The 13,351-nt window shown below is 68.7% G+C and carries 8 protein-coding genes and 1 pseudogene; 6 read left to right on the plus strand and 3 right to left on the minus strand.

The features are described from left to right. Positions 1 to 162: 162 nt before the first annotated feature. Positions 163 to 987: an FAD binding domain-containing protein gene (locus ACIQ8J_RS11190; RefSeq protein ID WP_403270815.1), complete on the plus strand. Its 825-nt coding sequence runs from the start codon at positions 163 to 165 to the stop codon at positions 985 to 987. Further along, positions 984 to 3,785 (plus strand): molybdopterin-dependent oxidoreductase, encoded by a 2,802-nt coding sequence (locus tag ACIQ8J_RS11195; RefSeq protein WP_403270812.1) that lies wholly within the window; start codon positions 984 to 986, stop codon positions 3,783 to 3,785. The genes ACIQ8J_RS11190 and ACIQ8J_RS11195 overlap by 4 nt, the downstream gene beginning before the upstream one ends. Here the strand turns inward: ACIQ8J_RS11195 and ACIQ8J_RS11200 are convergent. Then, a pseudogene (locus ACIQ8J_RS11200) lies at positions 3,779 to 4,339 on the minus strand (hypothetical protein); the annotation flags it as partial. The gene ACIQ8J_RS11195 and the pseudogene ACIQ8J_RS11200 overlap by 7 nt on opposite strands. A gap of 228 nt (positions 4,340 to 4,567) precedes the next feature. On the opposite strand from ACIQ8J_RS11200, the gene ACIQ8J_RS11205 reads away from it, so the two are divergent. Together ACIQ8J_RS11205 and ACIQ8J_RS11210 are read left to right on the plus strand one after the other, a co-directional pair. After that, positions 4,568 to 5,851: a methyltransferase domain-containing protein gene (locus ACIQ8J_RS11205; protein ID WP_403270809.1), complete on the plus strand. Its 1,284-nt coding sequence runs from the start codon at positions 4,568 to 4,570 to the stop codon at positions 5,849 to 5,851. Positions 5,852 to 6,050: 199 nt separating this feature from the next. Further along, entirely contained in the window at positions 6,051 to 7,043 is a 993-nt protein-coding gene (locus tag ACIQ8J_RS11210; protein ID WP_403270807.1) for a DUF3800 domain-containing protein, read from the plus strand. 206 nt (positions 7,044 to 7,249) lie between these two features. On the opposite strand, the gene ACIQ8J_RS11215 is transcribed toward ACIQ8J_RS11210, so the two are convergent. Further along, entirely contained in the window at positions 7,250 to 7,681 is a 432-nt protein-coding gene (locus ACIQ8J_RS11215) for a hypothetical protein (protein ID WP_403270804.1), read from the minus strand. A 153-nt stretch (positions 7,682 to 7,834) separates the two neighbouring features. On the opposite strand from ACIQ8J_RS11215, the gene ACIQ8J_RS11220 reads away from it, so the two are divergent. Then, complete coding sequence (locus ACIQ8J_RS11220) at positions 7,835 to 9,823, plus strand: DNA/RNA helicase domain-containing protein (protein WP_403607795.1); 1,989 nt, start codon at positions 7,835 to 7,837, stop codon at positions 9,821 to 9,823. A gap of 135 nt (positions 9,824 to 9,958) precedes the next feature. Then, entirely contained in the window at positions 9,959 to 11,866 is a 1,908-nt protein-coding gene (locus tag ACIQ8J_RS11225; RefSeq protein ID WP_403270798.1) for a DNA/RNA helicase domain-containing protein, read from the plus strand. A 60-nt stretch (positions 11,867 to 11,926) separates the two neighbouring features. On the opposite strand, the gene ACIQ8J_RS11230 is transcribed toward ACIQ8J_RS11225, so the two are convergent. Continuing rightward, positions 11,927 to 13,267 (minus strand): class I SAM-dependent RNA methyltransferase, encoded by a 1,341-nt coding sequence (locus tag ACIQ8J_RS11230; protein WP_403270795.1) that lies wholly within the window; start codon positions 13,265 to 13,267, stop codon positions 11,927 to 11,929. Positions 13,268 to 13,351: the final 84 nt, after the last annotated feature.

Raw genomic sequence — 13,351 nt, forward strand, 5'->3', positions numbered from 1 at the left:
CGCATCATCGTAGATGCAAGGACCTGGAAGCAGAATTCCCCTTGGTTGATTCACCAGGACACGACCGGCGCGGCTGGAGATTTTCCGTTCTGCGCACCAGTCGTTTTCGGCCGCGGGCCCGGCTTCACTGACAGGGCAACAGCGGCTGAAGACGGTGGGGACATGGATCTGAACACGGTTCTCGACGTGCGGGACGCACGCCGTCACGAGCCCTGGCGTCCGGGCGACGCCTGGCTCGGCGGCGGAACGTACCTCTTCTCCGAGCCCCAGCCGCAGCTGCGGCGGCTGGTGGATCTGAGCCGGATGGGCTGGGAGCCGATCCACACGCTGCCCGACGGATCGGTGGAGATCGCGGCCACGTGCACCATCGCGCGGCTGTCGCGGTTCGGGCGGGCGCTCGACGCGGCGGCCGCCCCGCTCTTCGAGCAGTGCTGCCGGGCCTTCCTCGCCTCCTTCAAGATCTGGAACATGGCGACCGTCGGCGGGAACCTCTGCAACGCCCTGCCGGCCGGCCCGATGATCTCCCTCACCGCGGCCCTCGACGGCGAGTGCCTGCTCCGGGCCCAGGACGGCTCGGTTCGGCGGGTGAAGGCGGCCGCCTTCGTCACCGGAGCGGGCCGCAAGGACCTTGCCGAGGGCGAGTTGTTGCGCTCGGTGACGATCCCCGCCCGCTCGCTGAGGTGTCGTACCGCTTTCCGGCAGGCTTCGCTGTACGGACTCGGACGCTCCGGCGCCCTCGTCATCGGGACGCTGGATCCGTTGGACGGCTCGCTGGCCGTGACCATCACGGCCGCCACCCGACGGCCGTTCCGTCTCTGGTTCGCGCTGCCGCCGGACCGGGCCGAGCTGCGCGGGGCGATCGCGTCGGCCGTGGGCGACCGCGACTGGTTCGACGACATCCACGGACTGCCCCAGTGGCGGCGGCACATGGCCGGCCACCTCGCCGAGCAGGTCCGTCACGAACTCACCCGGGACGGTGTGCGATGAGCTTCAGCATCCAGGTCAACGACCAGCCCTTCGACTCCGAGCCCCGGGCCGGCCAGTGTCTGCGCACGTATCTGCGCGAGCGCGGCTGGTTCGGGGTGAAGAAGGGCTGCGACGCCGGGGACTGCGGGGCCTGCACGGTCCATGTGGACGGCGAGCCGGTGCACAGCTGCCTGTATCCGGCCGTACGGGCCGAGGGCCGGTCGGTCACCACGGTGGAGGGTCTGGCCGCGAAGGACGGCGAACTCCACCCCGTACAGCGGAAGTTTCTGGACGCCCAGGGCTTCCAGTGCGGGTTCTGCACCGCGGGGTTCCTCATGACCACGGCCGCCCTCGAACAGGAGAAGGGCGGTGCCCACGACGACGGCAAGCTGGACGACCTCCCCCGGGCCTTCAAGGGCAACATCTGCCGCTGCACGGGCTATCGCGCCATCGAGGACGCCGTCCGCGGCGTCAAGCACACCGAACGCCCCTGCGCGGGGCAGGCGGTGGGCAAAAGTCTCGGCGCCCCGGCCGGCCCCCAGGTCGTCACCGGCACCGCCCGGTACACCTTCGACGTCGAGGTCCCCGGGCTGCTCCACATGAAGCTGCTGCGCTCCCCGCACCCGCACGCCCGCATCCTCGCCATCGACACCTCCGCCGCCCTGCGGGTCCCCGGCGTCCACGCCGTCCTCACCCACGAGGACGCCCCCGCCACGCTGTACTCCAGCGCCCGGCACGAGCACCCCACCGAGGACCCCGACGACACCCGCGTCCTGGACGACACCGTCCGCTACGTCGGCCAGCGCGTCGCAGCCGTCGTCGCCGACAGCGAGCAGGCGGCCGAGGAGGGCTGCCGCCGGGTCGAGGTGACGTACGAGCAACTCCCTCACGTCACCGACCCCGAGGAGGCCATGCGCACCGGCGCGCCCGTGATCCACGCCGGCAAGGGGCCCGAGGTGCGGATCGCCCGGGTCGAGAACAACGTCGCCGGCGAGGTGCACGGCGAGATCGGCTGCGTCGCCGACGGATTCGCCGAGGCCGCCGTCGTCTACGAGGAGACCTACCGCACCCAGCGCGTCCAGCACGCGAGTCTCGAAACCCACGGCTGCGTCGCCTACTTCGAGCCGAAGGACGACAGTGCCGACGGCACCGGCGAGCGGCTCACCGTGCGCTCCAGCACCCAGACCCCGTTCCTGACCCGCCGCGCGCTGTGCGCCCTCTACAACCTTCCCGAAGACGAAGTACGTGTGGTCGCGGGCCGGGTGGGCGGCGGCTTCGGCGGCAAGCAGGAGATGCTGACCGAGGACATCGTCGTCCTCGCCGCGCTCAAGCTGCGCCGCCCGGTCAAGCTCGAATACACCCGGGCCGAGCAGTTCTACGGCGCCACCACCCGCCATCCGTTCACGATCCGCATCAAGCTGGGCGCCCGAGCCGACGGCACTCTGACCGCGATCCAGATGCGCGTGGTCTCCAACACCGGGGCGTACGGCAACCACGGCCCCGCCGTCATGTTCCACAGCGTCGGCGAGTCCTTCGCCGTCTACCGGGCCCCGCACAAGAAGGTCGACGCGTACTCCGTCTACACCAACGCCGTCCCCGCGGGCGCCTTCCGCGGCTACGGCCTGGGCCAGGTCACCTTCGCCGTCGAGTCCGCCATGGACGAGACGGCCCGCCGCCTGGGCATGGACCCGCTCGCCTTCCGGGAGAAGAACATCATCGGCCCCGGTGATCACATGGCCAGTCCGATCGGCGAGGAGGAGGACCTGCACATCGCCTCGTACGGCCTCGCGCAGTGCCTGTCGATCGTCCGCGGGGCCATCGCCGAGGACCGGAGCGACGAGGACGTGCCGGACGGCTGGCTGACCGGCCAGGGCACGGCCATGGCGATGATCGCCACCGGCCCGCCCGGCGGCCACTACGCCGACGCGACCGTCAGTCTGCTCACCGACGGGACGTACGACATCGCGGTGGGCACGGCGGAGTTCGGCAACGGCACCACCACCGTCCACAAGCAGATCACCGCGGGGGCCCTCAACACCACCGTGGACCGGATCGCGATCCGCCAGTCCGACACCGACGTCGTCCGCCACGACACGGGCGCCTTCGGTTCGGCCGGTACGGTCGTGGCCGGCAAGGCGGTCCTGCTCGCCGCGGAGTCCCTGGCCGGGCGCCTGAAGACGTTCGCGGCCCGGTACACGGGAGTGGCCCGCCACCTGTGCACGCTCGGCGCGGAGGCGTTCGACTGCGCGGGCCGCGTCGTCACGCTAAAGGAGCTGTTCGAGGCTGCTCAACTGCTGGGCGCGCAGGGCGAGTTGGCGGCCGACGGTCACTGGGGCGGCAGCCCGCGCTCGGTGGCCTTCAACGCCCAGTGGTTCCGGATCGCCGTCGATCCGGACACGGGCGAGATGAAGATCCTGCGCAGCGTCCACGCCGCCGACGCCGGGAAGGTCATGAACCCGCTCCAGTGCCGCGGCCAGGTCGAGGGCGGAGTCGCCCAGGCGCTGGGCGCCACACTGTTCGAGACCGTACGGCTCGACGAGCGCGGCGAGGTGACCACGGCGGCCTTCCGGCGCTACCGCCTCCCGCAGTACGCCGACGTACCGCGTACCGAGGTCCACTTCATGGAGACGACCGACGCGATCGGCCCGCTCGGAGCCAAGTCGATGAGCGAGAGCCCCTTCAACCCGGTGGGCCCCGCCTTCGCCAACGCCCTGCGCGATGCGACGGGCATCCGCTTCACCGAGCTGCCGGTGACCCGTGACCGGGTCTGGCTGGCGATGGACCGGCATGCGGCGGGACGGGCCGGCGCCGGTCAGTAGACGTCGCGGACATACCGCTTGTCGGCGGCCAGTTGCTTGACGTACAGGGCCGCTCCGTCGGGATCGACGCCCCCGTGTGCGACGGCGATGTCGCGGAGCGCCCGGTCGACGTCCTTGGCCATCCGCCCCGCGTCGCCGCAGACGTAGAAGTGGGCGCCGCCCTGGAGCCAGGACCACAGCTTGGCACCGTGCTCGCGCATCCGGTCCTGCACATAGACCTTGGCGCGCCGGTCGCGCGAGAAGGCGGTGTCCAGGCGGGTGAGCGTGCCGTCGGCGCGGAGGGCTGCCGGCTCGTCCTCGTGGTAGAAGTCGGTGGCACGGCGCTGTTCGCCGAAGAAGAGCCAGTTGGGGCCGCGCTGGCACAGTGCGCGGCGTTCCTCCAGGAAGCCGAAGTTCGCCGGGTGCGCCTCGTCCCCCGACGCCTTGAGGACCGTGCGGCGACCGTCCGGGCCGGAGGCGACGTCGAGCACCATGCCGCAGCCCACCCCGCAGTACGAGCAGACCGTCCGCACCTGGGTGACAGCCGTCGACACATCCTGTGGGGGCACCGAAGGGCCTCTCTGTCGATCGAAGGGTGCTCCGACGGTACGAACCGCCCATTACGCCGGTGTGACCCCGGCCGATCATGGCCGGTAACAGGCATTGCACACGTGCTGGACCCGCACTGTGAGATCGCGCAGAATCAGCCAGGTGCCAGGAAAAACAGCCGTACCTCTCGCATGTGCCATGCATTCGCGCCATGCGGGGCGCATCTGCGGAACGTGCGAACGAAGGATGGATCGATGAGCGTCGTAGTGGTGCAGCACGAGCCCGGCGAGGGCCCCTACGCGATCGCCACGGCGCTGGAATCGGCAGGGCTGCGCATGCGGGTGTGCCGGGTGTGGGCGGGCGACCGGGTACCGACCGGCCTCATCGGGGTCGAGGCGCTGGTGGTGATGGGCGGGCCGATGTCGGCGTACAGCGACCAGGGGTTCCCCACGCGCGAGGCGGAGCTGGCGCTGGTGCGGGCCGCCCTGGCCGCGGACGTCCCGGTGCTCGGGGTGTGTCTCGGTGCTCAGCTGCTGGCGGTGGCGGCGGGCGGAGCGGCCCGGCCCGGATCGGGAGCCCAGATCGGATGGGGCGGGATCAGCCTCTCCCCGCCGGCGGACGCGGACCTCTTGTTCGCCGGTCTGCCCGAACAGCTCAGGGTGCTGCACTGGCACGGCGACACCATGGACCTCCCGGACCGGGCGGTGCTGCTCGCGTCGTGCGACCGCTACCCCGTGCAGGCATTCCGGGTGAACAGCAGCGCCTGGGGTCTGCAATTCCACCTGGAGGTCGACAGCGCCGCCGTCGACGCCTTCGCGGCGGCATTCCCCGAGGAAGCGGCGAGCGCGCCCGGCCTTCGGCACGACACACCAGAGAGCCTGGCGGCACTGGCTCCGTACCGCGATCGTGTGCTCGGCCGGTTCGCCGCGCTGGTGGCCGCACGCTCCGGCCACACGGCCACCCGCACCTTCTTCACGCCGAGGGCCGAGGCGTGGGAGGACCGCTTCGCCCATCAGGCCCCGGCATACGCGGCAGCCGTTGCCCGCATGGGTCTGAAGCCCGGCCAGACGGCTCTCGACCTCGGTTGCGGTACCGGACGCGCTCTCCCGGCACTACGCGCCGAAGTGGACGACCACGGCTCGGTACTGGGCATCGACGTCACACAGGCGATGCTGAGCGCCGCCGCCCGTACCGGACGCACCGCACTCGCCCACCTTCTCCTCGCGGATTGCCACCGCCTGCCGCTGCCTTCCCGCACGGTCCACGGAATCTTCAGCGCGGGGTTGCTGGATCACCTGCCGAACCCCGGCGCGGCCCTGCGGGAATGGGCCCGAGTCGCGGCCGCCGACGGCACCCTGGCCATCTTCCACCCCTCGGGCCGCGCGGAGCGCGCCGCCCGCCACGGCCGCCCGCTGAGCCCCGCCGACCCACTGGCCCGCCCCAACCTGGAACCGGAACTCCGCACGGCCGGCTGGCAGTTGACGGAGTACGACGACGCCAAGACCCACTTCCTCGCCCTGGCCACCCTGGCCCACTGACGGACCGCCCTCGCGGTCCACCCGATTCAGAGGGCTACTTGCTGTGTTGTGACGCGGCGCCGAGTCTGTTCGGCCGAACTCATCCCCGTCCTTAACCCCAGCCGATGCCTGGCATTGCCCGACGAGGATGTCCTCGATTACGCTGCGCTCAGAAAGAACACCACTCTGCGTCCGAGCAAGGCTCGGCGTGGAACCTCCTATGGCCGTCCCCCAAGGATTTGGGGTCGGCCATAGCTGTTTGTGCGCCAGGGGGAAGCTCTTGCACCTGTGTTATCTCGATGAATCCGGGACCGGGCAGGTCCTCAACCCAGCCGTGGCCGACTCGGTACCGGTCATGGCGATCGGCGGATTTACAGTTCCGGACAGCCAGTTCAAGGCACTCGCGTGGGACTTCATAGCGCTGAAGAAGCAGTTCCGGCCAGAGCTCCGCAAGGCCCCCACTCTGAGCCAGGTCGTCCATCACGAGATCAAGGGCGAGACAATCCGCAAGTCCTTCCGTCGGCCGGGCCGTAACCAGCGGCGGATGGCGCACGGTTTCCTCGATCACCTGCTGACCATCCTCGAACAGCGCGAGTGCACCGTCATGGCTCGTATCTGGGTGAAGCAAGACGGTGCCATCAACGATGACACCGCCATGTATGCGGCCTCGGTGAACGCCCTGTGTGCCAACTTCGAACACTTCCTCGCTGAGCGGTCCAGCAGTGGGATCGCGGTCCTGGACAGTCGCAACCCCAGCGACAACGCCGACAACGTGCACTGCGTGACGACCAGGAAGTTCGCCAAGGGCGGCGATCCGCTGCCGCACCTGCCCGAGTCCCCGGTGTTTGGGCATAGCAATACGCATCTGGGACTGCAGATCGCCGATCTCCTGGTGAGCGCCGTGCTGGCCCCCGCAGCGGCGGTGACCTACGCCGGAGACCTGACCGGCAATGTCCACTGCCACCCAGGGTTCGTCGAGGTGCGCGACCGGCATTGTCCTCGCATCCGAAAGCTCCAGCACCGGTATCAGTCATCAACCGGAAAGTGGACGGGTGGGGTTGTGGTGTCCGACACTCGCGGCCATAAGTCCGCAGGGAAGCTGTTCGCGCCTTCGACAATGAGCACGCCGCTGGCCGGCTTCCCCAACCAGGGTCCCGCACTCGACCTGGCTGTTGCGGCAGCAGCCCCCGGTGGGCCCTCATCGTCCCCATAGCCGCACCACGGTGCCGCCGGAGCTCCGGTGGCCATGTTGATGAACCGGACGGACTCCTTCAGTACGGCGGCCGCCCCTTCAAGGTCGGCCAGCCGTGCTGCCAGCATCGCCTCCGCAAGGCGGGGCGGCAGTGCCGCGCTGAACTTCAGGCCCCCTCAAAGCCTGTTCACGGACGGTCGGCAGACTCGGTCTATGCGCTGCGCCGGTCACCGAACATACCCGCGGGTGCCCGCCTTGATGTCGCGGTCGGAGGCGTCGGCGAGCGAGAAGTCGAGGAGCATCAACTGCCAAGTGCGGGCACTGGGCTCGTACGGCCCGAAGGTGTCCGGCTTGAGGTCTCGGTGACGCACCCCCTTGGCGGCGAGTTGATCGAGGGCGGTGAACAAGTCGCCGCCGTACCGCTCCAGTTCGTGGTATGAGAGCGTTCCATCGGCTCCGAGCCTGGCGCCCGGAGTTCGCTCGCCGGCGTACTCCAATTCCAGGGGCGTACGTCCGCCCAGCTCACGGGGGTCGCTCCTGAGCTGAACGACCGTGCCGCCGCCGACCATGTCCAGGGCGCGGGCTTCGGCGCGCAGTCGCTCGGCCTTCTCCCGGTCGAGGGCGACCTTGAACACCCGCCCTTGCGCCCAGGAGGCCACCCCACGTCCGGATCCCGTGCAGCCTGTGGCGCGATCTGCCCCTCGCCTCCCGAGATCGAGCTAACGTTCCCACTGTCATCGCGGCCCGCCAGGCTTCCGCCTCCAGGACATGCCTCCACCCGCACGAGCTTTCGCGTGCCGTGGGAGAAGTCCTTGTCGTCATATCTGCTCCGGGAATCCGCATCTGCGTTGCTTGAAGAGATCAGACGGCAGCCCGGGATGGAGCACCGTCCGCTCACCGAGCGGCTGATTCGGGCCTACAAGGACAAGCACAAGAAGGACAATGGGCAGGACGACGGGAAGGACCCCGGGAAGTCGCTGGTCGAGTCGTGGGAGAACAGCCTCCCCCCGGTGATCAACGCTCTCCACGAGCGCGGGCTCGGTCAGGTCGAGGTGTTCATCGAGTTCGGGCTGCCGCACACCGATGCCGATGTGGACATGCTGCTCGCCGGCGTGCACCCCGGAAGCGGTGCCCCCTCCTACGTACTGATCGAACTAAAGCAGCAGCGCACGACCAAGGTGCACCCCGAGCGATCGGTCGCGGTCGACCTCGGCTTCGACAAGTGGAAACTGCACCCCGTCCGGCAAGTGCAGAAGTACTGCGACTACTTGATGCAGTACAAGGCCGTGTTGCGCGGCAAACCCAACAGCATGGCGGGAGCCGTGCTCATGCACAACGCCCATGACAACGACGTGCGCGAGCTGTTCGAGCTACCCGAGAGCGATCACGGGCGGCTTTACACCATGGATCGTCTGGAATCGTTCAGGAAACTGCTCGGCGCGCGGCTGGCACCGCGGCCGGGTGGAGAGGCAGCACAGGCCCTCATCGATTCCGCCGAGTACGAGCCCCCCAAGATCACCGACGTCAACCTGGCCGCGCGTCTGGGCTCGGGCGAGCGGTTTGAGCTGCTGGACGAACAGGAGATGGCGCACCAGGACGTCCACGAGGCGGTGCGGCGGGTCCACAACGGCGGCACCAAGGAGGTGATCATCGTCCGGGGCGGGCCCGGCAGCGGCAAGAGCGCGATCGCGCTCGAGCTCCGCCGAACTCTCGACCAGGCCGGCTGGAATGTCGTACATGCCTCTGGTGCGAAGGCGCTCACGTTGACCCTGCGCGAAACCTATGCGCAGAACGCGCCGCACGGCACGAAGGGGAAGCTCAAGAAGGAAGCCACCCGGCTGTTCACATACTTCAACCAGCTGAAGAAACTCCCCACAGACAGCTGCGACGTGGTGATCTGCGACGAGGCACACCGGATTCGACGGCACTCCATCGACCGCTACACGCCGCGGGAAGAACGGGAGAACCCGCGTCCGCAGGCGGACGAAATCATCGAAGCCGCTCGCGTCCCCGTCTTTCTGCTCGATGACTGGCAGTCTCTGCGCCCCGGTGAAGTCGGCACCGCCGAGTACCTGGTTGAACGCGCCAAGGCGCTGGGGCTCAAACACACCCTGATCGACCTGGGCGGAATGTTCCGGGCGCAGGGCAGCGCCTACTACCGGGACTGGGTACTGAAGCTGCTCAGCGTGGGCATCCACACGCCTCAGGCGTGGGTACCGGACGGACGGATGCAGGTCCATCTCGCCGACACCCCGCAGGAGATGGAGGACTTCCTCTCTGCCCGAAGGCTCGAAGGGGCGAGCACCCGGGCCGTGGCCGGCTTCTGCTGGCCATGGAGCAATCCTGACGACAATGGTGAGTTGATTCCGGACGTCACGATCGACGGATGGCAGCGGCCCTGGAACGTCAAGGCCGGGTATGCGGTGGAAGGCGCGCCGGACGCCGACTTCTGGGCCACGGATCCTCGCGGTGCCGACCAGATCGGCTGTGTCTACACGTCTCAGACGTTCGAGTTCGACTGGGTGGGCATCATCATCGGCCCCGACCTGCTCTGGCGGGGCGGCCAGTTCATCGTCGACCGGACGGCAACGCACGACCCAGAACTGCGACCCAAATCCATCGACCAGGCCGACATCGAGCGATGTGTCCGCAACGCGTACCACGTGCTGTTGACCCGCGGGATCATGGGAGTTGTTGTCTACGCCACGGACGAAGCGACAAGGGACGCCCTGCGCGGACGCGTGATCACCTCCGTACAGCACCCACTCCCGAGTCCCATGCGCAAGATCGCCCGTCATTGACGTCGTCTTCCCGCCACCGCGCCCGGTCGGCGTTTCGATAACATTCGATCAATCGTCAATCGCGGCCCGCCGGGCTTCCGCCACAGGACATGCCCCCACCCGCACGAGGGACTTCGTGCTGCCTGGGGGCATTCCTTGCTGTTTCGTGACTCGGCCACCGCAGTCGCTGCGCGCCTGCTCGAAGGGTCATTGACTCTCCATCTGACCGAACAATTCACCCATGCGCACGGATACCGACCCAGCTTCTCAGAAGTACGCTCCTGGGAGCGGAGCCTTCCGGCGCTCACCGATGCGCTCCTCGATGCCGGGCTCGGTCAGGCGGAAGTGCTCATTGAATTCGGGCTTCCGCTGACCAGCAAGCGGGCCGATGCCGTAGTGGCCGGGGTGGATCCGAAGACGGGACAGCCGTCATACGTCGTCGTGGAGCTCAAGCAGTGGAGTGAAGCCCACCCTGACGACGGCATCGATCCGCTGCTGTGCCGCGTCGACGGGTATCGCCACCCTGTCCTGAACCCCATTGAGCAGGTACGCGGCTACTGCGACTACCTGATCGCCTTCAACGGGGCCCTCGCGCAGCACCCCGAGCGGATCTGGGGCGCTGTTTATCTGCACAACGCGACCGAGTTCGGCGTCGCGGGCCTGGACGAGGTGGCCCTCAATGAGCGGGGTCGTCTCTTCACCGCCGACCGCCGCAGTGCATTCCTCGCATACCTGCAATCCAGGCTGGCACCTGTTTCAGGAGCACAGGCAGCCGACGAGCTGCTAGCCGCCAAGGTTCAGCCGTCGAAGCAGCTGCTGAACGTTGCCGCACAAGAGGTACGTGAGCGTGAACAGTTCGTACTCCTCGACGAGCAACGGATCGCATACGAGACGGTGTTGAAGACGGTCGCTCGAGCCCACGAGTCGGACCACAAGGAAGTTGTCGTGATCACCGGCGGCCCGGGAACCGGCAAAAGCGTGATCGCGCTGTCGGTGCTCGGCGAACTGTATCGCCGTGGCATCCCGGCGCTGCACGCCACCGGTTCCCAGTCCTTCACCAAGACCATGCGCAAGGTGGCGGGCACACGAAAGCCGGAGGTCCGCGAGCTCTTCAAGTACTTCAACAGTTTTGGAACCGCGAAGCGCAACAGTCTGGATGTGCTGGTGTGCGACGAGGCGCACCGGATCCGGGAGACATCGGCCAGCCGCTTCACTCCGGCAGCTGAGCGCACGGGCAAGCGGCAGCTCGAGGAACTGATCGACGTTGCGCGCGTCCCGGTCTTCCTTCTGGACCAGCACCAGGTCGTCCGGCCCGGGGAAACGGGCACAGTCGAGGAGATCGAGGCTGCGGCTGCCCAGAAAAAGCTGATCTGCCATGTGGTGGAGTTGGACAGCCAGTTCCGCTGCGGTGGCAGTGACGCCTACGTGCGGTGGGTGGTCCGCCTTCTTTCGTTGGAGGGGGATGCACCTGAGCCCTGGGAGCCGGACGGTCGTATGCAGCTCGAGGTCGTCGACTCCCCGGCGGAACTGGAAGCATCCCTACGGGAGAAGCAGACAAAGGGCTATACGGCCAGGATTTCAGCCGGCTTCTGCTGGCCCTGGTCCGACGCGAAACCCGGCGAGCCGCTCCCTGCCGACGTGCGGATCGGCGACTGGGCACGCCCCTGGAACCTCAAGGGCGACCGGTCGATCATGGGCGCTCCCCCCTCCGCGCTCTGGGCCACAGATCCGGCCGGATTCAACCAAGTCGGCTGCGTTTACACAGCGCAGGGCTTCGAGTACGACTGGAGCGGAGTGATCATCGGTCCTGATCTGGTCCGACGGGGAGAGGCTTGGGTCACCGACCGCGACGCCTCCAGGGACCCTGCGCTGAAGAAGCGAAACGGCAAGGATGCCACCTCGGACAAGGACATCGACCGGCTGATCCGCAACACCTACAAAGTGCTGCTGACACGCGGCATGGTCGGCACGGTCATCTACTCGACCGACCCGGAAACCCGGGCCGAACTGCGCGCGCTGCTGCACCACAAGACGCGCTCCGTCGTGCCGGTCCCAAGCTCGTAGCTGTGCCGACAGGCCCGCGCCTGGTGCAGCCTGCAACAGGCGCGGCCGCGGACCGCTGCTTTAGGCGCCTTCCCTGACAGGCTCCAGAATCGCCACGCACTCCACATGATGCGTCATCGGAAACAAATCAAACGCCCGCAGCGTCCGCGGCTTGTACCCGTTCTCAAGGAAATACCCCAGGTCCCGCGCCAGCGCCGCCGGGTCGCAGGCCACGTAGGCGATGCGGCGGGCGCCCAGGGCTGCCAGGTAGCGGACCGTCTGCTTGCCGGCGCCCGCTCGGGGCGGGTCCAGGACGATCAGGTCGGCTTCGGTGATCTTGGTGCGGGGCAGGACCTGTTCGACCTTGCCCTGTTCCACGCGGACCCGCGGCAGGTCCGCCAGGTTGTGGCGGGCGTCCTCCACCGCGCGCTTGGAGGACTCGATGCCCAGCACCGCGCCCGTCTCCCCCACCCGCTCCGCGATCGCGCCGGCGAACAGGCCGACGCCGCAGTACAGGTCGAGCGCCATCTCGCCCTTGCGCGGCATCAGCCCCTGCATCACGGCCTTGACCAGGGTGTCGGGGGCCTGCGGGTGGACCTGCCAGAAGCCGCCCATGCCGACGCGGTAGGTGCGGCCGTCGGCCCGCTCGCGGACGAAGGCGCGGCCGTGGACGCGGTGGACGCCGCCGTCCTTCTCCTCCACGCGCAGGACCGACACCGGCTTGTCGAGTTCGACCAGCGGGAGGCGGCCGCCCGGCTTCGGGGTCAGGACGACCTGGCGGTCGTGCGAACCCGACGCCGCGATCGCCTCGACCGACTCCAGCTGCGGCCACTCGCGCTTCTCGATGCCCAGTTCCGAGACGCCCGGCGAGGCGATCATGCAGTGGTCGACGGGCTCGACGTCGTGCGAGCGGTGCTTGCGCAGGCCCGCGCGGCCCTCGTCGTCAATGGCGTACTGGACGCGGGTGCGCCACGCCGGGACCTGCCCCGCGGGCAGCTTGTCGCCCTCGGCGGGCATGACCGTGCCGTCCCAGCCCGCCTCCTCGGGGGTGAGGCCCGCGAGCCGCTGGAGCTGCTCGGCGATGACCTCGCCCTTGAGCCGGCGCTGGGCGCCGGGCTTGGCGTGCTGCCAGTCGCAGCCGCCGCACATGCCGGGGCCCGCGTACTTGCACGGCGCCTCGACCCGGTCCTTGGACGCCTCGATGATCCGCACCGCGTCCGCGCGCAGGAAGCGGGAATCCGCCTCGCCCTCGGTGACGCGGGCGACGATCTTCTCGCCCGGCAGGGCGTGGCGTACGAACAGGACACGGCCCTCGGCGGTGCGGGCGATGCAGTGGCCGCCGTGCGCGACGGGGCCGACCTCGACCTCGTACTCCTCCCCGACCAGCGACGACAGCGACGACTCGGATGCGTTCTGCTGCATGGGTGGGTGACTCCAGGGATGAGGGGGAAACGGCGGGGCGACCGGGTGAACAGCCCACCAGTCTACGTGGGTGTCGCCCGGCCG

It is taken from the genome of Streptomyces sp. NPDC094147 (assembly GCF_044764265.1).
In the GTDB taxonomy this organism is placed as follows: domain Bacteria; phylum Actinomycetota; class Actinomycetes; order Streptomycetales; family Streptomycetaceae; genus Streptomyces.